Annotated in this window: 29 protein-coding genes; 18 read left to right on the plus strand and 11 right to left on the minus strand. The window is 72.0% G+C overall.

Going from position 1 to position 26,727, the window contains the following annotated elements; all coding sequences use genetic code 11:
• Positions 1-64 precede the first annotated feature (64 nt).
• Positions 65-1,459 carry an ATP-dependent RNA helicase DbpA gene (gene dbpA, locus RTA_RS13890; protein ID WP_013902049.1) on the plus strand — a complete coding sequence of 465 codons (1,395 nt, stop codon included), beginning with the start codon at positions 65-67 and terminating at the stop codon, positions 1,457-1,459.
• A gap of 60 nt (positions 1,460-1,519) precedes the next feature.
• The gene (locus tag RTA_RS21125) at positions 1,520-1,663 is read left to right on the plus strand and encodes a hypothetical protein (RefSeq protein WP_013902050.1); all 144 of its coding nucleotides are present in this window, start codon (positions 1,520-1,522) and stop codon (positions 1,661-1,663) included.
• Between the two features lie 3 nt (positions 1,664-1,666).
• Here the strand turns inward: RTA_RS21125 and RTA_RS13895 are convergent, their stop codons facing one another.
• Positions 1,667-2,047 (minus strand): hypothetical protein, encoded by a 381-nt coding sequence (locus tag RTA_RS13895; protein WP_013902051.1) that lies wholly within the window; start codon positions 2,045-2,047, stop codon positions 1,667-1,669.
• 108 nt (positions 2,048-2,155) lie between these two features.
• Between RTA_RS13895 and RTA_RS13900 the strand changes: the two genes are divergently transcribed.
• A complete protein-coding gene (locus RTA_RS13900) occupies positions 2,156-2,641 on the plus strand; it encodes a DUF1294 domain-containing protein (protein WP_041675592.1) in 486 nt (161 codons plus the stop codon).
• Here the strand turns inward: RTA_RS13900 and pncB are convergent.
• Positions 2,632-3,834 (minus strand): nicotinate phosphoribosyltransferase, encoded by a 1,203-nt coding sequence (pncB, locus tag RTA_RS13905; protein WP_013902052.1) that lies wholly within the window; start codon positions 3,832-3,834, stop codon positions 2,632-2,634. The genes RTA_RS13900 and pncB overlap by 10 nt on opposite strands.
• Before the next feature lie 70 nt (positions 3,835-3,904).
• A complete protein-coding gene (gene pdxR, locus RTA_RS13910; RefSeq protein WP_013902053.1) occupies positions 3,905-5,371 on the minus strand; it encodes a MocR-like pyridoxine biosynthesis transcription factor PdxR in 1,467 nt (488 codons plus the stop codon).
• A gap of 138 nt (positions 5,372-5,509) precedes the next feature.
• On the opposite strand from pdxR, the gene RTA_RS13915 reads away from it, so the two are divergent.
• The 14 genes from RTA_RS13915 (at position 5,510) to RTA_RS13980 (ending at position 20,067) form a co-directional block, all read left to right on the plus strand.
• Positions 5,510-6,289: an ABC transporter permease gene (locus tag RTA_RS13915; RefSeq protein ID WP_013902054.1), complete on the plus strand. Its 780-nt coding sequence runs from the start codon at positions 5,510-5,512 to the stop codon at positions 6,287-6,289.
• A gap of 7 nt (positions 6,290-6,296) precedes the next feature.
• A complete protein-coding gene (locus RTA_RS13920; protein WP_013902055.1) occupies positions 6,297-7,076 on the plus strand; it encodes an ABC transporter permease in 780 nt (259 codons plus the stop codon).
• Between the two features lie 10 nt (positions 7,077-7,086).
• Entirely contained in the window at positions 7,087-8,673 is a 1,587-nt protein-coding gene (locus RTA_RS13925) for an N-acyl-D-amino-acid deacylase family protein (RefSeq protein WP_013902056.1), read from the plus strand.
• A 24-nt stretch (positions 8,674-8,697) separates the two neighbouring features.
• Positions 8,698-9,495, plus strand: coding sequence for an ABC transporter ATP-binding protein (locus RTA_RS13930; protein WP_013902057.1), 798 nt, complete (start codon positions 8,698-8,700; stop codon positions 9,493-9,495).
• A 50-nt stretch (positions 9,496-9,545) separates the two neighbouring features.
• Positions 9,546-10,607 (plus strand): ABC transporter substrate-binding protein, encoded by a 1,062-nt coding sequence (locus tag RTA_RS13935; RefSeq protein WP_013902058.1) that lies wholly within the window; start codon positions 9,546-9,548, stop codon positions 10,605-10,607.
• A gap of 52 nt (positions 10,608-10,659) precedes the next feature.
• Positions 10,660-11,712: an ABC transporter substrate-binding protein gene (locus RTA_RS13940; protein WP_013902059.1), complete on the plus strand. Its 1,053-nt coding sequence runs from the start codon at positions 10,660-10,662 to the stop codon at positions 11,710-11,712.
• 28 nt (positions 11,713-11,740) lie between these two features.
• Entirely contained in the window at positions 11,741-13,060 is a 1,320-nt protein-coding gene (hisD, locus tag RTA_RS13945) for a histidinol dehydrogenase (protein ID WP_013902060.1), read from the plus strand.
• A gap of 2 nt (positions 13,061-13,062) precedes the next feature.
• Positions 13,063-14,256, plus strand: coding sequence for a DegT/DnrJ/EryC1/StrS family aminotransferase (locus tag RTA_RS13950; protein WP_013902061.1), 1,194 nt, complete (start codon positions 13,063-13,065; stop codon positions 14,254-14,256).
• A gap of 49 nt (positions 14,257-14,305) precedes the next feature.
• Positions 14,306-15,322, plus strand: a complete 1,017-nt coding sequence (gene cuyA / locus RTA_RS13955; RefSeq protein WP_013902062.1) for a D-cysteate sulfo-lyase — start codon at positions 14,306-14,308, stop codon at positions 15,320-15,322.
• A gap of 7 nt (positions 15,323-15,329) precedes the next feature.
• Positions 15,330-16,100 carry an SDR family NAD(P)-dependent oxidoreductase gene (locus tag RTA_RS13960; protein ID WP_013902063.1) on the plus strand — a complete coding sequence of 257 codons (771 nt, stop codon included), beginning with the start codon at positions 15,330-15,332 and terminating at the stop codon, positions 16,098-16,100.
• 10 nt (positions 16,101-16,110) lie between these two features.
• Entirely contained in the window at positions 16,111-17,127 is a 1,017-nt protein-coding gene (locus RTA_RS13965; RefSeq protein ID WP_013902064.1) for an alcohol dehydrogenase catalytic domain-containing protein, read from the plus strand.
• On the plus strand, positions 17,124-18,128 hold the full coding sequence (locus RTA_RS13970; protein WP_013902065.1) for a YeiH family protein: 1,005 nt from the start codon (positions 17,124-17,126) through the stop codon (positions 18,126-18,128). Before RTA_RS13965 ends, RTA_RS13970 begins: the two co-directional genes overlap by 4 nt.
• 15 nt (positions 18,129-18,143) lie before the next feature.
• Positions 18,144-18,845, plus strand: a complete 702-nt coding sequence (cuyB, locus tag RTA_RS13975; protein ID WP_013902066.1) for a cysteate racemase — start codon at positions 18,144-18,146, stop codon at positions 18,843-18,845.
• Between the two features lie 61 nt (positions 18,846-18,906).
• A complete protein-coding gene (locus RTA_RS13980; RefSeq protein ID WP_013902067.1) occupies positions 18,907-20,067 on the plus strand; it encodes an MFS transporter in 1,161 nt (386 codons plus the stop codon).
• Positions 20,068-20,070: 3 nt separating this feature from the next.
• On the opposite strand, the gene RTA_RS13985 is transcribed toward RTA_RS13980, so the two are convergent.
• A complete protein-coding gene (locus RTA_RS13985) occupies positions 20,071-20,400 on the minus strand; it encodes an NIPSNAP family protein (protein WP_013902068.1) in 330 nt (109 codons plus the stop codon).
• Positions 20,397-21,623, minus strand: coding sequence for an MFS transporter (locus RTA_RS13990; RefSeq protein ID WP_013902069.1), 1,227 nt, complete (start codon positions 21,621-21,623; stop codon positions 20,397-20,399). Before RTA_RS13990 ends, RTA_RS13985 begins: the two co-directional genes overlap by 4 nt.
• Positions 21,624-21,711: 88 nt before the next feature.
• Between RTA_RS13990 and RTA_RS13995 the strand changes: the two genes are divergently transcribed.
• The gene (locus tag RTA_RS13995) at positions 21,712-22,443 is read left to right on the plus strand and encodes an ArsR/SmtB family transcription factor (protein ID WP_013902070.1); all 732 of its coding nucleotides are present in this window, start codon (positions 21,712-21,714) and stop codon (positions 22,441-22,443) included.
• On the opposite strand, the gene RTA_RS14000 is transcribed toward RTA_RS13995, so the two are convergent.
• The 6 genes from RTA_RS14000 to RTA_RS14025 form a co-directional block, all read right to left on the minus strand.
• Positions 22,430-22,738 carry a hypothetical protein gene (locus RTA_RS14000; RefSeq protein ID WP_041675594.1) on the minus strand — a complete coding sequence of 103 codons (309 nt, stop codon included), beginning with the start codon at positions 22,736-22,738 and terminating at the stop codon, positions 22,430-22,432. The two genes, RTA_RS13995 and RTA_RS14000, sit on opposite strands and share 14 nt — an antisense overlap.
• Positions 22,739-22,745: 7 nt before the next feature.
• Positions 22,746-23,930 carry an aminotransferase class V-fold PLP-dependent enzyme gene (locus RTA_RS14005; protein ID WP_013902071.1) on the minus strand — a complete coding sequence of 395 codons (1,185 nt, stop codon included), beginning with the start codon at positions 23,928-23,930 and terminating at the stop codon, positions 22,746-22,748.
• A 72-nt stretch (positions 23,931-24,002) separates the two neighbouring features.
• Complete coding sequence (gene bla / locus RTA_RS14010; protein ID WP_013902072.1) at positions 24,003-24,875, minus strand: class A beta-lactamase; 873 nt, start codon at positions 24,873-24,875, stop codon at positions 24,003-24,005.
• Positions 24,876-24,877: 2 nt separating this feature from the next.
• Positions 24,878-25,132: a DUF3297 family protein gene (locus RTA_RS14015; RefSeq protein WP_041675595.1), complete on the minus strand. Its 255-nt coding sequence runs from the start codon at positions 25,130-25,132 to the stop codon at positions 24,878-24,880.
• A 73-nt stretch (positions 25,133-25,205) separates the two neighbouring features.
• Positions 25,206-25,631, minus strand: coding sequence for a VOC family protein (locus tag RTA_RS14020; protein ID WP_013902074.1), 426 nt, complete (start codon positions 25,629-25,631; stop codon positions 25,206-25,208).
• A gap of 95 nt (positions 25,632-25,726) precedes the next feature.
• Positions 25,727-26,725 (minus strand): YcjF family protein, encoded by a 999-nt coding sequence (locus RTA_RS14025; protein WP_013902075.1) that lies wholly within the window; start codon positions 26,723-26,725, stop codon positions 25,727-25,729.
• Between the last annotated feature and the right edge of the window lie 2 nt (positions 26,726-26,727).

Genomic DNA, 26,727 nt, shown 5'->3' on the forward strand with positions numbered 1-26,727 from the left:
CGCAGCGTACAGCAGCCGCGGCCCGGATTGCGAGCGCCGACCCGGGCTGTGGAATGATCGCCGCATGCCCGCCACCGCCTTCAGCACCCTGCCCCTCTCGCCGGCCACCCTCGCCAACCTCGACCGCCTGGGCTACCGGGAGATGACGGCCATCCAGGCGGCCAGCCTGCCGCCGGCCTTGCTGGGCAAGGACCTGATCGCCCAGGCCAAGACCGGCAGCGGCAAGACGGCCGCCTTCGCGCTGGCCCTGCTGGCCAACCTCAACCCGAGGCGCTTCGCCGTGCAGTCGCTGGTGCTGTGCCCCACGCGCGAGCTGGCCGACCAGGTGACGGCCGAGGTGCGGCGGCTGGCGCGGGCCGAGGACAACACCAAGGTGGTCACGCTCACCGGCGGCGTGCCGCTGCGCGGGCAGCTCACCACGCTGGAGCACGGCGCACACGTCGTGGTGGGCACGCCCGGCCGGGTGCTGGACCACCTGGAGCGCGGCAGCCTGCGGCTCGATGCGCTCAACACCCTGGTGCTGGACGAGGCCGACCGCATGCTGGACATGGGCTTCCTGGACGACATCGCCAAGGTCGTGAAGCAGTGCCCGCCGCAGCGCCAGACCCTGCTGTTCTCGGCCACCTACCCCGAGGGCATCGCCCGGCTGGCCGCCCGGTTCATGCGTGAGCCGGTCACGGTGAAGGTGGCGGCGCAGCACACGGGCGGCGTCATCGAGCAGCGCTGGTACGAGGTGACCGAGCGCGAGCGCATCCCCGCCGTGAGCCTGCTGCTGGGTCATTTCCGCCCCGCCAGCACGCTGGCCTTCTGCAACACCAAGGCGCGCTGCCGCGAGGTGGCGGCGGCGCTGCAGGCGCAGGGCACGAGCGCGCTGGCCCTGTCCGGCGAGCTGGAGCAGCGCGAGCGCGACCAGGTGCTGGTGCGCTTCGCCAACCGCAGCTGCTCGGTGCTGGTGGCCACCGACGTGGCCGCGCGCGGGCTGGACATCGCGGGGCTGGCCGCCGTGATCAACGTCGACGTGACGCCCGATCCCGAGGTGCACATCCACCGCATCGGCCGCACCGGCCGCGCCGGCGAAAGCGGCCTGGCCCTCAGCCTGGCCAGCCTCGACGAGATGGGCGCGGTGGGTCGCATCGAGCAGCTGCAGGGCCGGGAGAGCGTGTGGCATCCGCTGGGCGGGCTCACGCCCGGCGGCACCGGGCCGCTGGTGCCGCCCATGGCCACGCTGCACATCCAGGGCGGCCGCAAGGAGAAGATCCGGCCCGGCGACGTGCTGGGCGCGCTCACGGCCGACCTGGGCTACACCCGCGAGCAGGTCGGCAAGATCGACGTGAACGAGTTCTCCACCTACGTGGCGGTGGAGCGCGGCATCGCCGGGCAGGCGGCGAGCCGGCTGAACGCCGGCCGCATCAAGGGCCGCAGCGTCAAGGTGCGGGTGCTGCAGGAGGCCGAGGGCTGAGCCGGGGCCGTTGGCCGGCACGCGCGCGCTGCTACATTCGCAGCGATCCAGGAGGACCCCATGCCCAAAGGCACGCAACGCAGCAACAAGATGACCAAGAAGCCCAAGAAGGACACCTCGCCGCCCAAGGAGGGCTCGCAGTCCGACCGGCCGACGCCGCCCACCACCACCGTCATCCCCAGGGGCAAGCTGAAGAAGCCGTAGGCGTCAGCAGCGCATCTCGCGGTAGCGCACGCGCTGGATGGCGAGGTCGCCCTCCGCGCCCGCCGGCGGCGGCCCTTTCCGGGCCTTGAGCCGGGCCTCGGCCTGCCTGATCTCCTTTTCCAGCGCGCTGCACTGGGCCCGCGTCTCGGGCGGCAGCTGGGCGCGGTTCATGCGGCGGGCCCGGTCCTGCGGCGGCGGGGCGGCGCGCTCCTTGGCCACCGGGCGCTTGTGGCCCAGGGCCTTGCCGCCGCTGCAGGGCGCATGCGTGTAGGTGGGGCCATCGCGGCCGGCGCACCAGTAGACCTGCTGGGTCTGGGCCGCCGCCGGCCCGGCGCCCAGCAGCAGGAATGCGGCGACGGCCAGCGGGCGCATGAGGAAGGACATGGATGGCATCGGAAGCTGTTGCGGATGGCTGGATGGTGCACCAGCCCGGCCGTGGCGGCCACCTCGGTGTCGCCGCTGCGCCACTGCCCAGCCGTACACAATAGACGCATGAAGAGACAGGGCACCGTCGTACGCTGGGACGAGAACCGCGGCTTCGGTTTCATCCGCAGCACGGCACGGGGCCGCGGGCAGCCGCGCAAGGCCGGCGTTCCCGGGCGCGCACCCCGCCACCAGGGCGCGCATGGCGAGTCGGCTGCCTGGGCGGCATTGCCCTTGATGCTGGCCTATGCCGCCATGCTGTCCTGGGCCGTGTGGGTGCGGCAGTGGCCGTGGTACGTGCTGCCCGCCTCCCTGGGCTTGAGCTTCCTGACCTTCTTTGCCTACTGGCAGGACAAGTTCGCCGCCGAGAAGGGCCGCTGGCGCATCAAGGAAGACACGCTGCACCTGTGGAGCCTGGCCGGCGGCTGGCCCGGCGCCTGGATCGCGCAGCAGGTGCTGCGCCACAAATCGCGCAAGGCGTCGTTCCTGGCCATGTACTGGACGACCGTGGTGCTGCACTGGGCCGGCGTGCTCGGCGTCCTGTTTTACGCCTGATCAGCCACCCCGAACACCTGCTTCAGGTACGCCAGGAAGGTCTCGTCCTTCACCAGCGTCTTGCCCGGCGTGTCCGAGATCTTGGCCACCGGCTGGCCGTTGGCGGACACCAGCTTCATCACGATGTTGATCGGGGTATGGCCCACGTCGTTGGTGAAGTGCGTGCCGATGCCGAAGCCGGTGGGCGCGCGGTCGGCGAAGGCGTCGTGGATGCGCAGCGCCTTGGCGATGTCCAGCGCGTCGGAGAACACCAGCCGCTTGGTGCGCGGGTCGATGCGCAGCTTCTGGTAGTGGGCGATGGCCTTCTCGCCCCATTCGATGGGGTCGCCCGAGTCCTGCCGCAGCCCGTCGAACAGCTTGGCGAAGTACAGGTCGAAGTCGGACAGGAAGGCGTCCATGCCCACCACGTCGGTCAGGGCGATGCCCAGGTCGCCCCGGTACTCCTGCACCCAGTCCTCCAGCGCGGCGCGCTGGAAGTCGCGCAGGCGCACGCCCAGCGCCTGGAACGTCTGCAGGTACTCGTGCGCCATGGTGCCGATGGGCACCAGGCCCAGCTCCTTGGCCAGCAGCACGTTGGACGTGCCCTTGAAGACCTGCGGCACCGCGCCGTGCAGCGTGGCCACCACCTCGCGCTGCCAGGCGCCGGAGAAGCGGCGCCGCACGCCGAAATCGAAGATCTCCAGCGGGTGCGCGCGCGGCGGCGCGCGCAGGGCCTGGCGCAGCGTCTCGATCTTGGCCCGCAGGCGCTCGCGGCCGGTGCGCAGCGCGCGCTGCTGGTCGAAACGGCGGAAGTACAGCTCGTTCACGGTGGCCAGCACATGGATCTCGAAATCCATCACGTGCACCTGCGGGCCGGCGGCGCGGATGCGCAGCTGCCCGCCCTCGGCCCAGGCGCGGATGAAGCGGCGCTGGAACTGGAACAGCCGCAGGAAGTCGACGAAGTCCGGCTTGATGAAGCGCAGGCGGCACAGGTAGTCCAGCTCGTCCTCGCGAAAGCGCAGCGTGCACAGGTGGTCCAGCTGGGCATCCACCTCATCGAGCAGCCCGGCCAGCGGGTAGTCCGGCTGGTTGCGGCACACGAACTCGTACTCGGCCACCGTCTGCGGGTGCCGGTGCAGCAGCGCCTGCCACATGGTGAACTTGTACAGGTCGTTGTCGAGCAGGCTGGTGATGACGGGCTGGAAGGCGGGCATGGCTTCATCTTCTCTCAATCGAAGCTGGGCACCACCAGGCAGGGCTGCATGCCGCCCCCTGGTCGCAAGGTCAACCGCTGCCTTGCACCAGTGCGGCCAGCTTCGCGATGCCCGGAGCTATCTGGGCAGTTGGAATGGACGAATACCCCAATCGCATGAAGCGGGACGGCGGGCGGGCCGCGTGGAAGAAGACGTCCCCCGGCTCGATGACGATGCCTTCGCGAAGCGCCCTTTCTGCCAAGCTGCGGGTGTTGGTCCTTTCGGGCATCTCCACCCATACCGCCGAGCCGCCTTGCGCCTGGCGGGCCCGTGCCGCCGGCATGTAGCGGCCGAGGGCTTGCAGCAGCTGCATGCCGCGCTCCCGGTAAGCGGCATTGAGCTTGCGCATGAAGGCCTCGTGGAAGCCATGCGCGATGAAAAGGGCCGCACTGTATTCGTTGTTGGTGGCCGGATGGCGCAGCATCAGGCGGCGCATGGCCCGCAGTTCGCAGATGAGCCGCGCCGGCGCCACGACGTAGCCGATGCGCAGGCCGTGCGCCAGGGTTTTCGACAGGCTGCCCACGTAGATGACCCGCCCGCCCACGTCCATGCTTTTCAGGGCGGGGCTGGGCTGCCCCAGGAAATTGAGCTCGCTCTCGTGGTCGTCCTCGATCAGGACGATGTCGTGCCGGTCGGCGTAGTCCAGCAGCTTTTGGCGCCGCGCGAGCGACATGGTCACCGTGGTGGGGCATTGGTGGCTCGGCGTGACGTAGACGTACCGGCAGGCCGCCAGCCCCGGCCCGACCACCAGCCCGTCGTCGTCGACGGGCAGGGGCCTGAGCGCCGCACTGCGCAGCAGGAGGTTGTTCCTCGCGTCCGGGTAGCCGGGGTTCTCGATCCCGACCACGGTGCGGGGACCCACCAGGACCTGGGCCAGCAGGTGCATCGCCTGCTGGGCGCCCGCCGTCACCAGGATCTCGTCGCGCTGCGCCCAGATGCCGCGCGCCGGCAGCAGCCGTTGCTGGATCTGCTCGATCAGCGGCTCGTGGTCCCGGTCGATGTGGTCCGGCGCCCAGCTGCGGATGGCGCCGACGTGCATCGACTCCAGCGCGCATTCGCGCCATTGCGCCAGCGGGAACAGCGAGGCGTCGAACTGCCCGTAGATGAAGGGGTAAGGCAGCTGCTGCCAGTGGGCCGGCTTGGCGATGTTGCGCTGCTCGGTGGGCCGCACCTTGAACCGCTGTTCCCAGGCCGGGCCGCGGCGACCCGTGGCGTCGACGCGCTGGGGCGGCTCCGCGGCGCGCCCGCGCAGCGCGTCGACGCTGACCCGGTAGCCGCTGCGGGCGTGCGCCACGATCAGGCCGCTCTCGCACAGGTATTGCAGGGCCAGGGTCACGGTCAGCCGGGACACGCCCAGCTCCTGCGCCAGGGCACGGGTGGAAGGAAGCCGTGCCCCCGGTGCCAGCAGGCGCTCGTGCACGGCCTGGGCCAGCATGTCGCGGATGCGTGCCTGCAGGCTGCCCCGCTGCTCGAAGCGTTTGAACAGACGACCCCACATCGGCGATGCGTTCCGCCCCCGCGTGCCGTCCGGCCTAGGTGTTGACCCTGATGCCAAGGGAGAGTTCATCGTCTGGCCTTATTGAATCTGGTCGTCTGGACATACGGCAACTGCTGATGCAAATGTACTCTTCGATGCATGAGCACAGCCGACCGTTCGAGGATCTACACAGGCGCCGCCACCGTCGCAGTGGTGCTGGGTGCCTGGGTCCTGGGCTCCAGGGCCGGCTGGATCAGCACCCAGGCGTTTCCGTCGCCCGAGCAGTTCGCGGCGGCCGCCCGCCAGCTGGTCTGGAGCGAAGGGTTCGGCGACGGCAGGCTGCACCAGCACGTGCTGCAAAGCGTCAAGCTGATCCTGATGGGATTCTTCGCGGCCACCGCGGTCGGCGTGCCGCTCGGACTGTGGATGGGGTGGAGCCGGCGGGCCGAGGCCATGGCCAATCCCATCTTCCTGCTGATCCGCCCCATCCCGGCGCTGGCCTGGATCCCCCTGGCCATCGTCTGGCTGGGCCTGGGCGATGCGGCCAAGGTCATGATCCTGTGGTTCGCCGCCTTCGTGCCCGCCGTGATCAACAGCTTCACCGGCGTGCGCAACATCGAGCGTCCGATCATCGAGGCAAGCCGGATGCTGGGCGTGCGCGGCTTCGCCCTGGTCAAGGACGTCATCGTCCCGGGTGCCCTGCCGTCGATCTTCACCGGCCTGCGCCTGGCGCTGCAGGGCTGCATGACGGCGCTGGTCGCCGCGGAACTCCTGGGCGCGATGCTGGGCATCGGCAAGGTGCTGTACCAGGCAGGACTCGACATCTACCCGGCCATGATCCTGGCGGGCATGGTGTCGGTCGCCGTCGTGGGATTCGCCCTCACCGCGGTCCTGGATGTCGTCGAGCACCGCTCGATGCCGTGGCGGACCCCGCACTAGGCAGGCCATGGACCCCAGACTCAAACATTCGCAGCTGGCATGGATGTCCGCCGCCGGCCTGCTCTTCTTCTTCGGCCTGTGGACCTTTGCCGCCTGGGTGGAGCTTGCGCCGCGCAGGTTCCTGCCCCTGCCCTGGGAGGTCCTCGAGCGGGGCGTGCGGTTGCTGGCCGAACCGTTCTCGGGCCAGACCCTGCAGGCGCACCTGGCCGCCAGCATCGAGCGCTACCTGCGCGGCTTCCTGCTGGCCGCCGCCGTGGGCGTGCCCCTGGGTTTGCTGATGGGCTGGTACCGCTGGCTGGACAACGTCATCACCCCGCTGTTCGACAGCCTGCGCTTCATCGCGCCCATCGCCTGGGTGCCGTTCGCCGCGCTGTGGTTCGGCACCGGCGTCGGCGGGCCGACCCTGATCATCTTCGCCGGTGCCTTTCCGCCCTGCCTGATCAATGCCTACCGGGGCGCCCGCTACGTGGAACGCAAGTACATCGAGGCGGCCCAGGTCCTGGGTGCCTCGGGACCGCGGATCATCTACGAGGTGCTGCTGCCGGCGTCGCTGCCGTCGACCATCGCGGGCCTGCGGGTCAGCGCCGGCGCCGGCTGGCAATCGCTCATCGGGGCCGAGCTGATCGCGGCCAACAGCGGCATCGGACTGATGATGGTGCGCGCCCAGGGCGCGCTGGACACCTCGATCGTCATGGTCGGGATGATCGCCGTGGGCGTGTTCGGCCTGCTGATCGACGTCGCGCTGCGCGGCGTCGAAGGCTGGGTTCAGCACCGGCGCGGGCGCTGAAGGACGGGCCGTGTTCGACACCCTCTTCATCGGCGGCAGCGTGATCGACGGGACCGGCGCACCCGCGTTCGAGGCCGACGTCGGCATCGTGGGCGACCGCATCGCCGCCATCGGCATGCTGGGGGGCGCTGCGGCAGGCGAGCGCATCGACGCCCGCGGGCTGACCGTCGCGCCGGGCTTCGTCGACATCCACACCCATTCGGACTTCACGCTGCTGGTCGACGGCCGGGCCGACAGCCAGGTCTGCCAGGGCGTCACCACCGAGGTGATCGGCCAGTGCGGCTTCAGCTGCGCGCCGCTGGCCTCCAGCGCCGACGCGGGCGCGGTGCTCGGCTACGTGGAAGACGCGGTCGACATCCGCTGGCGCAGCTTCGGCGAGTACCTCGACCGGCTGCAGCAGGCCGCGCCGGCGGTGAACGTCGCGGCGTTCGTCGGCCACGGCGCCCTCCACCGCGCGGCCGTGGCGCAGGCGGCGGTGCCCGGCACGGGCGACCAGGTGCAGGCCATGGTGCGGTTGGCCGAGGACGCCTTCGACGCCGGCGCCATCGGCCTGTCCACGGGGCTGGAGTACTGGCCCGGCAACACGGCGTCGCCGGAGGAGATCGCGGCGATGAGCGCGGTCGCCGCCCGCCGCGGAGGGCTGTACGCCACCCATGTGCGCAACCGCGACATCCACTACGACCTGGGCTTCACCGAAGCGGTGGCCACTGCCCGGCAGACGGGCGCGCGCCTGCAGATCTCGCACATCCAGCCCAAGTTCGGGGCGCCTGCCCACGCGATGCAGCACACGCTGGAGCTGATCTACCGGGCCCGGCGCGAAGGCGTGGATGTCGCGTTCGACATCATCCCGCACGACTGGAGCCACACCTGCATGGTGTCCATCCTCCCGCCGTGGGCACGCGAAGGCGGGACCGCCAGGACGCTGGAACGGCTCAAGGACCCGGCGCTGCGCCGGCAGATGAAGGACAACCCGCGCCCGATCTGGCGGCTGGTGAGCGCCGGCCGCTGGGACGACATCGTGCTGTTGAGCTCTGCCGCCAACCAGGACCTGGTCGGCATGAACTTCACCCGGATCGGCGCCCAGCGCGGCACCGATCCCTACGACGCCGTGCTCGACCTGCTGCTGGAGGAGGGGGAAGGCCTGCCGAACGTCATGTGGACCTCGCGCAGCTTCAACGACGCGGACGTCTGCATGTGCCTGCGCGAGGCGGGCTGCAGCGTCATGTCGGACACGCTGGCGCTGTCGCGGCGGGGTCCGCTGAAGGACACCATCGGCTCGCTCAGCGGCTACGGCTGGACGGCCCGCCTGCTCGGGCACTACGTGCGCGACCGCCAGGTCATCACCCTGCCGGAGGCCATCCGCCGCCTGACCTCCCAGCCCGCGCAGCGCCTGGGCCTGGCCGACCGGGGCCGGCTGCGGCCCGGCGCCTTCGCCGACCTGGTGGTGCTGGACCCGCCCGGGGTCGAGGACCGCTCCTCGGTGCTGGAGCCGCTTCGCCACCCCGCCGGGTTCCATCACGTGATGGTCAACGGACGCGCCGTGGTCCGGGACGGCGTCCGCAACGACGAGCGGCCGGGACGGGTTTTGCGCCGCTGAAGGCGCCACAAGAGAAAGAACAACATGGGTGACATCGTTCTCGATTCGGTATCGCGCAACTTCCGCCGGGACGGGAAGGATTTCCTCGCGCTGGACAACGTCAGCTTCACGGTGCGCGACAAGGAGTTCGTCGCCGTTGTCGGCCCTTCGGGCTGCGGCAAGACCACCTGCCTGCGGATGGCCGCCGGGCTGGAGTTCCCCAGCAGCGGGAGCGTGCGGGTCAACGGCAAGGAGGTGCGCGCGCCCGGGCCGGACCGGGCCGTCGTGTTCCAGCAGTTCGCACTCTTCCCCTGGAAGACGGTGCACGAGAACATCCTGTTCGGGCTGCGTTCCCTCGGGGTCGGCCGCAACGAGGCGCACGAGCGCATCGCCGGCAGCCTCAAGCTGATGGGCCTGGAGGGCTACGAGTCCGCCTATCCCCACCAGCTGTCCGGCGGCATGCAGCAGCGGGTGGCCATCGCCCGGGCCTACGTGCTCGAGCCCGACGTGCTGCTGATGGACGAGCCCTTCGGCGCCCTGGACGCCCAGACCCGCACCGTGATGCAGGAGGAGCTGCTGCGGGTGGGCCGCGCCAACCCGCGCACGGTCATGTTCATCACGCACGCCGTCGAGGAGGCCGTGTACCTGGCCGACCGCGTGATCGTCATGACGCGCCGGCCGGGCCGCATCAAGGAAACCATCGACGTCAAGCCCACGCGCGATGCCGAGCGCTGGCAGCAGTACGAGCGCATCGAGGACGTGATGGACCTGGAGTCCTTCGTCCATCTGCGCACCCGCATCTGGCGGCTGCTGCGGGAGCAGCACGACCCGGACATCCATTGACCCGCCGACGTTCCATCCACTCCACCACCGCGTCAAACCAGGAGACACCCATGAACAGCACCCGCAGATTCCTCGCGCTCACCCTCGCTTCGCTGGCGGCCATGGCCGGGCTCGCCGGCCCGGCCGCGGCCCAGGCCCTCAAGGAGGTGCGCGTCAGTTCCCAGCCGGCGCTGCTCGGCTCGGTGCCGTTCGCGATCGCCGAGGAAAAGGGCTGGTGGAAGGAAGCCGGCCTGAAGGTCACCGTCATCAACTTCCCCGCGGGCGCGCCGCAGATCGCGGCAAGCAAGAGCTGGGACGTGGGCTACACCGGCTCGGTGCCCGCCGTCCTCGGGGCGGTGCGCTTCGGCCTGCACACCGTCGCGTTCTCGGACGACCAGTCGGCCACCAACGCCCTGTACGTGCGCGGGCCGAACGCCAACACCATCATCAAGTCGCCCGCGTCGCTCAAGGGCGGGACCGTGTTCCTCACCGGGAACTCGACGGTCGACCTGGCGGCGCGCTCGTGCATGGCCAAGTTCGGCCTGGCCAAGGGCGACGTGACCGTGCGCTCGATGGGACAGGCCGAGATCATCGCCGCGATGAGCTCCGGCAGCGTCGACGTCGGCGGCCTATGGGCCCCCAACACCTACACGGCCGAGGAGAAGACGGGCGCCAGGATGCTGTGTTCCGGCCGCGAGGCCGGCGTCATGGTGCCGGGCAACCTGGTGGTCCGCGCCGAATGGGCCAAGGAAAACCCGCAGCTGGTGGCGCGCTTCCTGGCCGTGTACCTGCGCGCCCAGCGCTGGATGGCCGCCAACCGCAAGGACGCGCTGGCCGTGATGAAAAAACACTACGACGCCGGCGGGGTGGTGATCTCCGAGGCGGCCATGAACAAGGAGCTCGAGCTGCGCCCGACGTTCGACCTGGCGAGCCAGCTGGCGATGTTCAACCGCGGCGCCCAGCCTTCCCGGGCCGACGCGACGATGAACACCATCGCCTCGTTCATGAAGGAAGTCGGCGCGCTGCGCGCCGACGAGGCCCTGCCGGACCCGCGCACCTATGTGACGGACGAGTACCTCAGGCTGATCGACCGTGACCCGCAGCTCAAGGCCTTCGCCAGCCGCAGCGACTGACCGCCCGCCCTCCTCCTTCCAGCCGTCCGGACCTCTTCCCAGGGAGATGCCTATGTTCCGTCGCACCAGAAACGCCCTCCTGTCGCTGGCTGTCGCCGCAGCCTCGGCATCCGCGATGGCGCAGCCGCTGCAGGAGATCCGCGTCAGCTCGCAGCCGGCGCTGTACGGCTCGGTGCCCTTCCTCGTGGCGCAGGAGAAGGACTGGTGGAGGGAAGTCGGGCTGAAGGTGACGATCACCAACTTCCCTGCAGGCGCACCGCAGATCGCCGCCAGCAGATCGTGGGACGTGGGCTACACCGGCTCGGTACCGGCCGTCCTGGGCGCGGTGCGGTTCGGCCTGCACACCATCGCGCTGTCGGACGACCAGTCCGCCGCGAACGCGCTCATGGTCCGGGGACCCAACGCCGCCCTGCCGGCCAGGACCGCCCCCTGGCTCAAGGGGGGCACCATCCTGCTGACGGCGAACTCCACCGTGGACCTGGTGGCGCGCGCCTGCCTGCGCAAGCTGCGGCTGGAGCCGAAGGAGGTGACGCTGCGCAGCATGGGCCAGCCCGAGGTCGTCGCTGCCATGGCGTCGGGCTCCGGCGAGGTGGGCGGGCTGTGGGCGCCGAACACCTACACGGCGGAAGAGAAGGCGGGCGCACGGGTGCTGTGTTCCGGCAAGGATGCCGGCGTGCTCGTGCCCGGCAACCTGGTGGTCCGCGCCGACTGGGCCCAGCAGAACCCGCAGGCCGTCGCCAAGTTCCTGGCCGTGTATCTGCGTGCCCAGCGCTGGCTCGCGGCCAACCGCAAGGAGGCGCTCGCGGTGATGAAGAGGCACTACGAGGCCGGCGGCGTCCAGATCTCCGAAGCTTCCATGAACAAGGAGCTGGACACACGCCCCACCTTCAACCTGGGGCAGCAGCTGGCCCTGTTCGACCGCACGGAGCGCGCCGCCTCGGAGGTGGACAACGCGATGAACGCCATCTCCTACTTCATGCGCACCGTCGGCACCTTGCGTCCCGACGAGCCGATGCCCGACCCCAGGACCTACGTCACCGACAGGTACCTGCGGCTGATCGACGCCGATCCCGAGCTCAAGGGCTTCGCCAGGCGGACCCAATGACCCCCCAACCCGAGGCAATGCTTTACCCATGACCATCCAGTACCTCAAGAAGGCCAGCCCGCCGGTGCAGGCCATCGACACCGCCACGACCGAGACGGTGCGCAAGATGCTCGCCGAGATCGAGCGGGAAGGCGAGGAAGCCGTGCGCCGCTATGCGCGCGACCTCGACGGCCACGCCGGCGAGATCGTCCTGGGCGCCGACGCGTTCGACAAGGCCGAGCGCGCCCTCGGCCAGGGCGTGAAGGACGACATCGCCTTCGCGCGCCAGCGGGTGCTGGACTTCGCCCGGCGCCAGCGCGACTCGCTCTCGGAGTTCCAGGCGGAGCTTCTTCCCGGCCTCGTCGCGGGGCAGCGGCTGATCCCCTGCAACACCGCGGGCTGCTACGTGCCGGGCGGCCGCTACGCGCACGCGGCCAGCGCCATCATGAGCGTGGGCACGGCCAAGGTGGCCGGGGTGAAGAACATCGTCGCCACCTCGCCCTCGCACAAGGACCAGGGCGTCCACCCCGCCATCCTGTATGCGATGCGCCTGTGCGGCGCCGACCACGTGCTGGCCCTGGGCGGCGTCCAGGCCGTTGCCGCGCTGGCCTACGGCCTGTTCACTGGCCACGCCGCGGACATCATCGTCGGCCCGGGCAACCGCTTCGTGGCCGAGGCCAAGCGCATGCTGTTCGGCCGCGTGGGCATCGACGTCGTGGCCGGCCCCACCGAGTCGGCCATCATCGCCGACGGCGGCGCCGACCCGGCCATCGTCACCGCCGACCTGGTGGGCCAGGCCGAGCATGGGCCCGACTCGCCGGTGTGGCTGATCACCACTTCGCGCACCCTGGGCGAGGAGGTGATGCGGCGCGCACCCGAGGTCATCGCCGCGCTGCCCGAGCTGGCGCGCGACGCGGCCACCGCGGCCTGGCGCGACTATGCCGAGGTGGTGCTGTGCGGCACCCGCGAGGAGGCCGTCGAGGTCAGCGACCGCTATGCCTGCGAGCACCTGCAGGTGATGGCGTCCGACCTGGACTGGTGGCTCGACCGCCTGACGAACTACGGCTCGCTGTTCCTGGGCGAGGAGACCACGGTGGCCTACGGCGACAAGTGCTCCGGCCCCAACCACATCCTGCCGACCCGGGGCGCGGCGCGCTACTCGGGCGGCCTGTCGGTGGGCAAGTTCATCAAGACGGTGACCTGGCAGCGCCTGGACCGCGGCGCCTCGCGCCAGGTGGGGCAGGTGGCGGCCCGCATCTCCCGCCTGGAGGGCATGGAAGGCCATGCCCGCACCGGCGACATCCGGCTGCACAAGTACTACCCCGACGAGCGGTTCGACCTGGGCACGCTGGGCGGCCACGGAGGCTGACGGTGCCGGCCCGACCCATGGACCTGACCGCGCAGGAGCCCATCCCCGAGCAGGGCGTGCAGGCGGCGCTGGCCCTGATGGCCAGCGGCAAGCTGCACCGCTACGGCGAGGCCGGCGCGGCCCCGGCCGAGGCCGCGCAGCTGGAGGCCGAGTTCGCCCGCGAACTGGGCGTGCGCTACGGCGTGGGCATGAACTCCTGCGGCTCGACCATGTTCGTGGCGCTCAAGGCACTGGGGGTGGGGCCGGGCGACGCGGTGCTGTCCAACTGCTTCACGCTTGCGCCCGTGCCGGGCGCGGTGGCCCATGCCGGCGCGCTGCTGGTGCTGGTGGACGTGACCGACGACCTCACCATCGACCTGGACGACCTGGAGCGCAAGGCCGCCTCGGGGGTGGCCCGGGTGCTGCTGCTGTCCCACATGCGCGGCCACATCTGCGACATGGAACGGCTGATGGCGATCTGCGACCGCCACGGCGTCGCGGTGGTGGAGGACTGCGCCCACACCATGGGGGCGGGCTGGGCCGGCCGGCTGACCGGCACCTGGGGGCGCGTGGGCTGCTTCAGCGTGCAGAGCTACAAGCACGCCAACGGCGGCGAGGGCGGACTGCTGGTGACCAACGACGACGACATCGCCGCCCGCGCCATCCTCTTCAGCGGCAGCTACATGCACTGGCGGGCCCATGCCGTGCGGCCGGCGGACGAGGTGTTCGAGCGCTGGAAATACCTGACGCCGAACTTCAGCCTGCGCATGAGCAACCTGGTGGCCGCGATCGTGCGGCCGCAGCTGGGCGTGGCGCTGGCCGACCGCTGCCGCCGCTGGAACCAGCGGCACGACTGGCTGGCCGCGGGCCTGGGCGCGCTGCCCGGGGTACGGCTGCCGCGGCGGCCGCGCCAGGAGCAGTACGTCCAGAGCTCCATCCAGTTCCTGCTGCCAGGATTCACCGGCGAGCAGATGACCCGTTTCACCGAGGCGGCTGCCGCCGGCGGCGTCAACGTCAAGTGGTTCGGCGCCAGCGAGCCGGTGGGCTTCACCAGCGCCTGGAGCCACTGGCGCTATGCCGAGCTCGACCAGGCCCTGCCCAACGCAGCCCGCGTGCTGGCCGGCCTGTGCGACGTGCGCATCCCGCTGTCCCTGTCCCGGGCCGACTGCGACGCCATCGTGGCCGCCATCGGCGAGGCCTTGCAGGCCTGCCGCTGAACGCGATCCCCCCTCCCCGCAACCCCTTCTTTTGCATAGAGAGCGACCCATGAAACTCGCGAAATTCCCCCGCATCCGGCTCGGCCACATGCCCACGCCGCTGGAGCCGATGAAGAACCTCAGCGCCGCGCTGGGCGGCCCCAACCTGTGGATCAAGCGGGACGACTGCACCGGCCTGGCCACCGGCGGCAACAAGACCCGCAAGCTCGAGTTCCTCATGGCCGATGCACTCGCCCAGGGCGCCGACACCGTCATCACCCAGGGCGCCACCCAGTCCAACCACGCTCGCCAGACCGTGGCGGCCGCGGTCCGGCTGGGCATGCAAAGCCACATCATCCTGGAGGACCGCACCGGCTACACCGACCCGGAGTACAAGCAGTCGGGCAACGTCTTCCTCGACCAGCTCATGGGCGCCTCGGTGAGCGAAGTCCCGGGGGGCAGCGACATGGACGCCGCCATGCGGCGGCTGGCCGACGAGCTGCGCAGCCGCGGCCGCAAGCCCTACATCATCCCCGGCGGGGGCTCCACGCCCATCGGCGCGCTGGGCTACGTGGCGTGCGCGCTGGAGCTGGCCGAGCAGGCCTACGGCCTGGGGCTGGACATCCACACGCTGGTGCACGCCACCGGCAGCGCCGGCACGCAGGCCGGCCTGGTGGCGGGGATGGAAGGCGCTCGCACGCAGATCCCGGTGCTGGGCATCGGCGTGCGCGCACCCCGGCCGGCGCAGGAGGACAGGGTGTACTCGCTCGCGCAGCAGACGGCCGAGCTGATCGGCGTGCCGGGCGCGGTGGCGCGCGACAAGGTGGTCGCCAACTGCGATTACGTGGGCAAGGGCTACGGCCTGCCCACCGATTCGATGGCCGAGGCCGTGGCCCTGGTGGCGCGCACCGAGGGCATCCTGCTGGACCCGGTGTACTCCGGCAAGGGCATGGCGGGCCTGATCGACCTGGTGCGCAAGGGGCACTTCAGGAAGGGGCAGGACGTGGTGTTCCTCCACACCGGCGGCTCGGTGGCCCTGTACGGCTACCGCTCCGTCTTCGCCAGCCTCAAGCCGGCCACGGCCTGAGCCGGCCGTGAACACCGCCGCGCCGCTGTTCGACCTGTCCGGCCGCGTGGCCGTGGTCACCGGCGGCGCGTCGGGACTGGGCCTGGCGGCGGCCCAGGCGCTGGGCGCGGCCGGCGCGGCCGTGGTGCTGGTATCGAGGCGGCAGGCCGAGCTGCAGGGCGCGGCGCAGGGCTTGCAGGCGCAGGGCATCCGGGCCGCCTGCGTCGCGGCCGACCTGACGCAGCGCCAGGCGCTGGGCGACCTGGCCGGGCAGGTATCACAAGCCTTCGGCGCGCCCGACATCGCGGTGCATGCGGCGGGCGTCAACCGGCGCCAGGCCGCCGACGCCGTCGATTCCGCCGCCTGGGACGAGCAGATGGAGCTGATGCTGGCCGCGCCGTTCTTCCTGTCGCGCCACCTGGTGGACGCGATGCGCCGTCGCGGCTGGGGCCGCGTCATCCTGTTCGGATCGCTGCAGTCGCAGCGCGCCTTTGCCGACAGCCTGCCCTATGGCGCGGCCAAGGGCGGCACGGTGCAGCTGGCGCGCGCCATGGCCGAGGCCTGGTCGCGCGACGGCGTCAACGCCAACGCCATCGCGCCCGGGTTCTTCCCCACCGCGCTGACCCGGCCGGTGTTCGACGACCCGCAGCGGCGCGCCGCCATCGCGCAGCAGACCGCCGTGGGCCGCACCGGCCGGCCCGAGGACCTGCACGGGGCCGTCGTCTTCCTGGCCAGCCGCGCCAGCGACTACGTGACGGGCCAGACCCTGTATGTGGACGGCGGTTTCACCGCCAAATGAGGACATGCGCATGAAAGCCCTGGTCTACACGGCGCCCCGCACGCTGCAGCTGCAGGAGCTGCCCCCTCCCTCGCCGGAGGCCGGGTCGGTGCGGGTGCGCGTCGAGGCGGTGGGCATCTGCGGCTCGGACCTGCACGCCTGGCACGGGCACGACCCGCGGCGGGTGCCGCCGCTGGTGCTGGGCCACGAGTTCGCGGGCACGGTGCTGGAAGGTCCCCTGGCCGGGTGCCGCGTCACGGCCAACCCGCTGGTGGTCTGTGGCCAGTGCCGCTACTGCCGCCAGGGCCGGGGCAACCTGTGCGCCCACCGGCGGATGATCGGCATGAACATCGCGGGCGCGTTCGCCGAGGAGCTGTCCGTGCCCGAGCAGTGCCTGATCGAACTGCCGCCGGGCCTGGACGCGTGCGCCGCCGCACTGGCCGAGCCGGCCGCCACCGTGCTGCATGCGTTCGCGCTGGCCGCCCGCTCGCTGGCGCAGCCGCTGCCGCAGGCGCGGGTGCTGGTCATCGGCGCGGGCGCGATCGGGCTGCTGGCGGCGCTGCACCTGCAGTCGCATGGTGGTGCCGCCGCGGCGGTGCTGGAGGCCAACCCGCTGCGCCGGCAGCGCGCCCTGCAGGCCACCGGCATCGAGGTGCGCGACCCGCGGCAAGAGCCTCCCGCCGAGGCCGGCGCCGACCTGGTCTTCGATGCCGTGGGCAGCGCCGCCACCCGGACGATGGCGCTGCACGCGGTGGCGCCGGGCGGGACCGTGGTCCATGTCGGCCTGGCCGATGGGGCCAGCGAGATCGACATGCGCAAGCTCACCCTGGCCGAGGTCACGCTCGCGGGCAGCTACACCTACACCGGGGCCGACCTGCGCGCGGCCGTGCGGGCGCTGGCGGCAGGCCGGTTCGGCGATCTCTCATGGGTCGACGAGCGGCCGCTGGACGAGGGCCCCCAGGCGTTCGCCGACATGGCCGCCGGCCGGGTCGGCGCCGCCAAGATACTGCTGCGGCCCCGCCGCGAGCAGGGCGCAGGCCGCTCATGAGAGGGCGGGCAGAAGCCTGGCTGCACCGGGGCCGCAGCCTGGGGCCGGGCCTGCTGGTGGCCACGATGGTGGCCATGGCGGCGGCCTTCCTGGGCAGCCACTACAAGGGGTCGATGCTGCTGTTCGCGCTGCTGCTCGGGATGGCGCTGGGGTTCCTGGGCGACGATGCGCGCTGCAGGCCGGGCATCCAGTTCGCCGGCTCGAGCGTGCTGCGCATCGGCGTGGCCCTGCTGGGCCTGCGGCTCACGGTGGAGCACGTCGCCGCGCTCGGCTGGGGCACCGTGCTCGCACTGGCTGTCGCGGTGCTGGCGACCATGGCCTGCGCGCTGCTGCTGGCGCGGGTGTTGGGCATCCACCGCAGCTTCGGCGTGCTGGCCGGCGGCGCCACGGCGATCTGCGGCGCGTCGGCGGCGCTGGCGATCGCCAGCGTGCTGCCGCGCCGCGAGGGGCTGGACCGCGACACCACCCTCACCGTGGTCGGCGTGACCACGCTGTCCACGCTGGCGATGATCCTGTACCCGGTGCTCAGCACCTGGCTGGGCTTCGACGCCACCACCGCGGGCCGTTTCATCGGCGCGACCATCCATGACGTGGCGCAGGTGGTGGGCGCCGGCTACGCGCTGTCGGAGGCCGCCGGCGACGCCGCCACCATCACCAAGCTGATGCGGGTCGCGCTGCTGCTGCCCACGCTGCTGCTGGTGGCGCTGCTGGTGCGCTCGCGCGAGGCCGGGCTGGCGCGGCGGGCGCCGCTGCTGCCGTGGTTCGCTGTTGCCTTCGGCCTGCTGGTGCTCGTCAACAGCAGCGGCCTGGTGCCGGCCACGGCGCAGGCGCTGGCCGGCACCGCATCGCAGGCTGCGCTGGTGGTGGCCATCGCGGCGGTGGGGCTCAAGACCTCGCTGCGCGAGGTGGCCACCCTCGGCTGGCGGCCGGTGCTGCTGCTGGTGCTGGTCACCGTGTGGCTGGCGGCACTGGCGGCGGCGTACCTGCGCTTCGGCGCCTGACAAGGAGACCCCACGATGATCGGCGTATTGGGCGGCATGGGACCGCTGGCGACGGCGGACTTCTTCCGCAAGGTGATAACTCTCACGGACGCGCGGCGCGACGAGGACCACGTGCCGCTGCTGGTCCAGAGCGACCCGCGCATCCCGCCACGGCCGGCGGCCATCCTGCACGGGGGCGAATCGCCGCTGCCGGCGCTGCTCGCCGGCCGTGACCGGTTGATCGGCGCGGGCGCCACGATGCTGGCCATGCCCTGCAACACGGCGCACCACTGGTATGCGCAGCTGGTGTCGGGGTGCCCGGTGCCCTTCATCAGCATCGTGGAGGCCAGCTGCGACGCGGCGGCTGGCCGGGTGCCCGCGGGCGCTGCTGTGGGCCTGCTGGCCACGCGCGCCACGCTGGCTGCCCGCCTGTACGAGCCGGCGCTGCGCGCGCGCGGCCTGCGGCCGATGCTGCCGGACGACGCGCTGCTGGACACCTTCGTCCTGCCGGCCATCGAGGACGTCAAGGCCGGCCGGCTGGACGCCGCCGCCCGGCAGGTGCGCCACGCCGTGGCGGCGCTGAGCCAGCGCGGCGCCCAGGCCGTGGTGCTGGCCTGCACCGAACTGCCTATCGCCCTGCAGCATGGCGACACGGCCACCCTGCCTGCCTGTGTCGACACGACGCTGGAGCTGGCGAGGGCTTGCGTGCACCAATGGCAGGCCGCCAGTAGGCGTTGAGCCGGGCCCCGGCTGGGGCTGCGGCACACTGGCGGACGATGGACACCCACCGGACGCCTGCATGAAGGACACACCCGAAGCTGCTTCATGGGGCTTGCTGGCCGGCGCCGGCGCGGGCGCCTTCCTGCTGCTGGGCCTGATCTACCCCATCCTCGGGCCGGCGCTGCCGGCCCTCAGCGCCGGCTTCGGCCTCAGCGCCACCAGCGCCGCGCTGCTGCTCAGCCTGAACTCGGCCGGCGCGTTTGCCGGCGTGCTCGCAGCGGGCCTGCTGTCCGGGCGCTGGCCGCCGCGCGCCCGGGCGCTGTGCGCGCTGGTGCTGATCGCCGCGGCCTGCCTCGGGCTCGCGTTCGCACCCAGCTTCGCGCTGGCGGGCGTGGCATCGCTGCTGCTCGGCCTGGGGTTCGGCCTGCTGGACCTGACCATCAACGTCTGGCTGGCCACCAGCTTCGGCGCGCGCAGCGCCTCGGTCCTCAACCTGCTCAGTGCGGCTTTCGGCGTCGGCGCGGTGCTGGCCCCGCTGGCGGTGGGGATGGCGGGCGGCAGCATCCGCCTGCCGCTGCTCGGCTGTGCCGCCCTGGCGGCGCTGCTCCTGCCGGTGCTGTTCGCGATGCGGGCCCCCGCGCCGGAGGACAGTGCCGCCATGGCGGGCCCTGCACGCGCCGGAAGCGGGCCCTCGATCGGGCTCACGGGCGGGTTCGCGCTGCTGTTCCTCACCTATGTCGGCGTGGAGGGCGGCATCGGCGCCTGGGAGGTCACGCACCTGCAGCAGGCGCTGGGCATCGGCACCGCGGGCGCGGCGAAACTGGCCTCGCTGTTCTGGGTCAGCTTCACCCTCGGGCGGCTGCTCTCGGGGTTGCTGGCCCTGCGGGTGGAGCCCGCACCTTTGGTGATCGGTTCGCTGGCGCTGGCCGCCGCCAGCATCGCGCTGGCGACGCTACCGGCCGCGGCCGTGGCGGGCTACACGCTGGCCGGGCTGTTCCTGGCGCCGGTGTTCACCACCGGCCTGGTGTGGATGAGCCGGACGCAGCCCTCCAGCGGCGTCACCACCCTGGTGTTCGCCAGTGCCTTCCTCGGGCCGGTGCTGTTCTCGCCGGTGCTGGGAGCGTTGACCGACCGGCATGGCCCACCGGCGATCCCGCTCACACTGCTGGGCATCGCGTGTGTGTGCACGGCCGTGGCCCTGGGCCTGCGCCGGGCGCTGGACCGGCGGGCCCGGGCCTGACAGTCAGCGGGGCTGGAGATTCAGCGTGCCGGGCACACCTTCGCAGAAGCTGCGTTCCTCGCGCAGGATGAAGCGCCCGCGCTGCGCCCGCTGGAAGTTCTCGCGTCCCTCGGGATCGGCCTTGAGGCGGGCGCGGTAGGCCTCGTAGGCGGCCAGGCCGTCGAAGCCGATCAGGCCCCAGGCGATGTCGTTGCTGCCCTCGTGCGGCAGGAAATAGCCGAGCAGGTGGCCGCCGCAGCGCGGGATGATGCGCCCCCAGTGCTCGGCATAGGCCTGGAAGGCCTCGCGCTGGAACGGGTCGATCTGGTAGCGGATGAAGCAGGTGAGGTTCATGGTGGTCCTTGGGTGGTGGGAGGAACGGTGGCGGGGCGGCCGGCCCGCAGGCAGCCCAGCGCCGCCGCTTGCAGCACGGCCGCCGCGACGAACAGCCCCAGGGCGTCGCCGCCGGGACCGAGCAGCCAGGCAAAGGCTGCTGGCGCGAATGCGTACGTCGCCTGCGAAATGGCCACGACCAGCGCCACCACGCGGGCGGTGTCGGCCGGCGCGAATTCGCCCTGTACGACCAGAGGCGGCAGGGAGGTCGCATTGCCCAGGCCCAGGCCGAACAGCACCAGGCCCAGGCCCATGAGCGGCAGGTGATCGAGCCCTGCCGCCATCAGCAGCGACCCCACCAACTGCACGCCGTAGCTCCAGGCGGCAACGGCACGCCGGTCGGCACCGGGCCGCAGGCGCCGGCCGGCCAGGCTGCGCCCGGCGATGGCGCAGGCGGTCGCCGCGGCCATGGCCCAGCCGGCCGCCTGCGGTCCCAGCCGCACGGCCCATAGCGTGTAGAGATGCGAGATCAAGCCGATCTGCGCGAACAGTCCCAGCGCCATGCCCGCCGCCAGCGTGCGAAAGCCCACATGGCGCCACAAGGCGTGGCCGGGCGCGACGTCCTGCGGCTGTCTTGAGGACACCGGCGGCTTCATGCGCAGCACCCGCAGGCACAGCGGGATCACGATGCCCAGCATGCCCACACCCACCCACGCGGCTGCCTGCACGAAACCGAGCCACGCCACCAGCGCGCTCCACAAGGGAGAGAACAGCAGCCCGCCCAGGCTGGCCCCGTTGTAGGCCCGTGCCAGTGCCACCGGGCGGTCGCGGTCGAACCAGGGCGAGACGATGGCGTTGATGGCGGCCGCGCCCATGCCTGCCCAGCCGGCGCCGCTGAGCGCGGCGGCGGCGAACAGGTGCACCGGCTGGGTGGCCAGGGACCAGCCCAGCGCGCCGGCCGCCAGTGCCGCTGCGCCGGCGGCCGTGGTGGCTGCCACGCCCCAGCGCGCCTGCAGGCGCGGCAGGCCGGCCACGACGCAGGCGCCGAAGACGAAGTGGAAGGTGACGGCCGCGGACACCAGCTGCATCGACCAGCCGGTCTGCACCGCCACCGCATGCAGGAAGACGGGCGGCCCGTAGAAGCCCACGCCCCAGCCGAAGACGGCGATGACGAACGCCGCCGGCACGATGCGGCCACGCTGCGAAGCGGGTGCGGTGGTGGCGGGATGCGGTGCGGCGGCCATGGCGCAATGATCGGCCCGCCCCGGGGCCCGATGGTTCGCTGCGCAGCGAAGTGCCAGGCGTGCGGCTGCGGCACACTCGCCCCTGCCCATGAACACCAACCAGATCGCCCGCATCGCCGCCCTGGTGGGCGAGCCCGCGCGCACCGGCATGCTGCTGGCGCTGATGGACGGGCGCGCGCTCACGGCGCACGAGCTGGCCGCCGCCGGGCACGTCACGCCGGCTACCGCCAGCCGGCACCTGGCGCTGCTGGTCGAGGCCGGCCTGCTGCGCCTGGAGCGGCAGGGCCGGCACCGCTATCACCGCCTGGCCTCGGCCGAGGTGGCCCGCGTGCTGGAGGGCATCATGCAGCTGGCCGCGCAGGCGGCGCCCGCGCCCCGGCGGGTGGCCACGGGTCCGCGCGATGCCGCCCTGCGGCTGGCGCGCACCTGCTACGACCACCTGGCCGGCGCCATCGCGGTGGCGATGGCCGAGAGGCTGGTCGAGGATGGCGCGGTGGTGATCGACGGCGATGCCGCGCACGTCACCGATCGGGCGGCCACCGCGCTGGCCCGGCTGGGGCTGGCGTCCGAGGCGGTGAATGCCGGCGGCCCGGGCAAGCGCCCGCACTGCCGCCCCTGCCTGGACTGGGGCGAGCGCAGGATGCACCTGGCCGGGCGGCTGGGCGCCCTGCTGTGCTCGCACTGCCTGCAGCAAGGCTGGCTGCTGCCTCAGGCCGGCAGCCGGACGCTGGCGGTCACGCCCCGCGGCGCGACGGCGCTGCGCGACTGGCTCGGCACGGCGCGCTGGGACGCCCTGCTCGATCCGGTCAGAGCAGCGTGATGGCCTGGGCCCGCACCACCAGTTCCTGCTGCGCGAAGCGGCGGCACAGCGCCTGGCGGTAGCCGGCCCACCAGGGCGCGTCCAGCCCGTCCACCATCACCTCGTAGACCACGATGTCGTCGCGGCTCACCTGGCCCTGGTCTTGCGACCACAGCCCGGTGGCCGGGGCACGGCTGTAGGCGGTGAGGCCGCCGAATTTGTCCACCAGCTCCTGTCGCACGGGGTCGAACAGCTCGCGCCCGAAAGCCCGGCCCCGGTTGTCGTACACCGGCAGCAGGATCTGCACCAGGTGCATGGCGGGCTCAGGTCAGGACGGTGCTGGCGGTGGTCGCCGCTTTCGCCGGGGTGGCCGGCGCGCGCAGGCCGATCCGGTCCAGCGCGGCCTCGAGCTGTGCCACGGTGCGCTCCACCTGGTGCCACTTCTCCAGCCCGAACAGGCCGATGCGGAAGGTCCGGAAGTCGGCGCCCTCGTCGCACTGCAGCGGCACGCCGGCGGCGGCCTGCAGGCCCTGCTCGATGAACTTCCGGCCGGACTGGATCTCGGGGTCGCTGGTGTAGCTGACCACCACGCCGGGGGCCTTGAAGCCCTCGGCGGCCACGCTGGGCAGGCCGCGCGACTCGAACAGGGCGCGCACCCGGCGGCCCAGCTCCTGCTGCTCGGTGCGCACCTGGGCGAAGCCGTAGGCCTGGGTCTCCTTCATGGTGTCGCGCAGGCGGGTGAGCGGGTCGGTAGGCAGGGTGGCGTGGTACATGTGGCTGCCGCCCTCGTAGGCCTCCATCACCTGCAGCCACTTCTTCAGGTCGCAGGCGAAGCTGCTGCTGGCGGTGCCGTCGATCGCCTGGCGCGCCCGCTCCCCCAGCATCACCATCGCGCAGCAGGGCGAGCTGCTCCAGCCCTTCTGCGGCGCGGAGATCAGCACGTCCACGCCGGTGGCCTGCATGTCCACCCACATCGCGCCCGAGGCGACGCAGTCCAGCACGAACAGGCCGCCCACCGCGTGCACCGCCTCGGCCACGGCCTGGAGGTAGTCGTCCGGCAGGATCATCCCGCTGGCCGTCTCCACGTGCGGCGCGAAGACCACCGCCGGCTTCTTCTCGCGGATGGCGGCGGTCACTTCGGCGATGGGCGCCGGGACCCAGGGGGCGGTGGCGCCGCCGCCCTGCTGGCGCGCCTTGAGCACCGCGTGCGAGGCGGGGATGTTCCCCATCTCGAAGATCTGCGTCCAGCGATAGCTGAACCAGCCGTTGCGCAGGACCAGCACGTCCCGGCCGCCGGCGAACTGGCGCGCCACCGCCTCCATGCCGAAGGTGCCGCTGCCCGGCACCAGCACGGCCGAACGGGCGCGGTACACCTCCTTGAGCATGGAAGAGATGTCGGTCATCACGCCCTGGAAGCGGCGCGACATGTGGTTGAGCGCACGGTCGGTGTAGACCACCGAGAACTCGAGCAGGCCGTCGGGGTCGATCTGGGGCAGCAGTCCGGGCATGGTGGTGGGCAGGGCTGGAGAGGGCAGGCCAGCTTAGCACCGGCCGCCGCCGGCCGGGGGTGCTCGTGCGGACTAGCCGCCGCGGGTGAGCTGCCGGGCCACGCCGGCGATGACCGCGTTGCGCGCGCCGTCGGGCGCCTGGGTCTCGGTCAGGTACACGGCCGCGATGACGGGCGGGCGGCCCGGTGGCCAGAAGATGCCGACGTCGTTGGTGGTGCCGCGCGCGCCGCTGCCGGTCTTGCTGCCCATGCGCCAGCCCGCGGGCAGGCCGGCGCGCAGGCGCTGGCCGTTGGTGACCGTGGCTTCCATCCAGCGGCCCAGCTGCTCGCGGCTGCGCGGGGACAGGGCCTCGCCCACCAGTGCGGCACGCAGCGCCCCGGCCATGGCGCGCGGGGTGGTGGTGTCGCGCGGGTCGCCGGGCGTGGCCTCGTTGAGCTCGGGCTCCCAGCGGTCCAGCCGGGTCATTGTGTCGCCCAGGCCGCGGACATAACCCGTCAGCGCCGCGGGGCCGCCGAAGCTGCGCAGGATCAGGTTCGCGGCGGCGTTGTCGCTGGTGGCGATGGTGGCCTCGCACAGCGCCGCCAGGGTCATGCCCTCCTGGCTCCCGGCGTGCTCCCCGGTGACCGGTGAATGAGGCAGCAGGACCTCGCGGCCGAAGCGGATGCGGCGGTCCAGCCGCTCCTGCCCGGCATCCACGCGGTGCAGCACCAGCGCCCCGGCCAGCCACTTGAAGGTGCTGCACATCGGGAAGCGCTCATCCAGCCGGTGGCCGTCCAGCCGGCCGTCGGCGGTGTCGAGCACGGCCACGCCCAGACGGCCGCCGACCGTGGCTTCCAGGTCGCGCCAACCGGCCTGCGCCTTCGCGGTCCGGGCGCAGGCCGGCAGCGCACCGGCGGCGACAGCGAGGATGGCGGCCAGCTCCAGGCCGAAACGGCGGCGCTCCATGCTTACTTGTAGAACGCCTCGACCTGGCCCTTGAGGGTGATCAGCAGCGGCCGGCCCTTGCGGTCCAGCGTCTTGCCGGCGGGCACCTTGATCCAGCCCTCACTGAGGCAGTACTCCTCCACGTCGAAGCGCTCCTTGCCGTTGAAGCGGATGCCGATGTCGCGCTCGAACACGGCGGCCACGTGGTGCGGGCTGCGCGGATCGACGGACAGGCGGTCGGGCAAGGCGGGCGGGGTCGGCGTCGGTGCGTCGGTCATGGGGCAAGAGGGGGAGGCGAACAACGGCCACCATTGTCCCGCATGTGGCCGCCCGGGCCGCGCTCCGCGTGCCCTACAAGGCCGGCGACTGCAGGCTTCCCACCATCCAGGGGGTGCCGAAACGGTCCGTCAGCATGCCGAAACCGTCGGCCCAGAAAGTCTTGCCGAAGGGCATGGTGACCTGGCCGCCTTCGGCCAGGGCGTCGAATGTCTTGCGTGCTTCCGGCGCCGTGGCGTAGTTGAGCGAAACCGAGAAGCCGGCCATGGGCTGGTGCGGCATGCCGGGCGGCAGGTCCGAGGCCATCAGCCGGCGGCCGTCGAGCAGCAGGCTGGCATGCATGATCAGGTGCTTGTTGCGCTCGTTCGTGCCCGGCATGGGGTCGGGCGACTGGCCGAAGGTCATCATCGTCTCCAGCTGGGCGCCCAGCGTGCGCTCGTAGAAGCGCATCGCATCGGCGCAGTTGCCATTGAAGAACAGGTAGCTGTCGAGCTGAGGCATGGCGGTCTCCGGTGGGTTGAGGTAGGGGCGGACGTCCCGTCCCTACCCTACGACGGACGCAGCTGCCTGGAATCGACAACAACCCGATGCGGACCCTAGCGCCCACGCACCATGGCCATCACCTTGCCCACGTCCAGGGTGCGGGCCTGCTGCTGCATGGCCGGCAGGTAGCGGCCCTGGATCTGCTGGGCCTCGTTGGTGATGCTGGCATAGGTCTCCTTGAGCATCTGCGTGGAGAGCTGGCGGCCGCCGGCGTAGTAGCGCTTGGCCACATGGCCCAGGGCGTAGGTGGCGGCGAAGCTCATGCCGCTGCTCACCGCCTGCCTTCCCAGGCCGCCCAGCAGACCGCCGCCGGCGCGGCCCAGCAGGCCGCCCAGCAGCTTGCGGCCGGCCTGCTCCAGGTACTGCGAGGTCAGGCCCACGCCCACCGTGGCCAGGAAGTCCTTGATGTGGCCCTTGTCCAGTTCGTAGCCGTAGGCCTGGCCGATCCGCCACACCAGCCGCATCTGCAGCGGGATGATGGCCATGGTGGACAAGGTCTCGGGCAGCAGCTCCAGCGCGCCGTTGGTGATGGCGGCGTTCAGGATGGCCTGGTCCAGCTCGGTCTCGTTCACGGCGGGCTGCCTGACCGTCGTGGAGGTGGCCGCAGCGGCAGCCACCGCGGGTGTGACCACCGGCGTGGAGGTGCTCACCGGTGCCGGCAGGGGCCCGCCCAATGGCGCCTCGGCCAGGGCTTCGGCGTCCTCGGTGAAGTGCTGGGCCACCCCCTGGTCCAGGCCCAGCGCGCGGCGCACCTCGGCCAGAAACCGCTGCTCGGGGACGGACTGCGCGCCGTCGGCGTCGCACACGCACACGGCCATCTCGTAGGCCAGCAGGCGCGAATCGGGGCTGGTCAGCTGCGCCGCCACGCCGGGGACGTCGATGCGTTTCATCAGCACGTCCTGCACCAGCGTGGGCAGGTGCACGCCGTCGGACTGCGACAGCGCCTCGGCGATGCGCCTGACCTCGGCGCGCTCGCGCTCGTGCTTGTCGCCGTCGACGAAGGCGGCCAGCAGGCTGAGGGAGACGATGGCTCGGGTTTCGGTCTCGGTCACGG

Source organism: Ramlibacter tataouinensis TTB310 (assembly GCF_000215705.1).
Lineage (GTDB): Bacteria > Pseudomonadota > Gammaproteobacteria > Burkholderiales > Burkholderiaceae_C > Ramlibacter > Ramlibacter tataouinensis.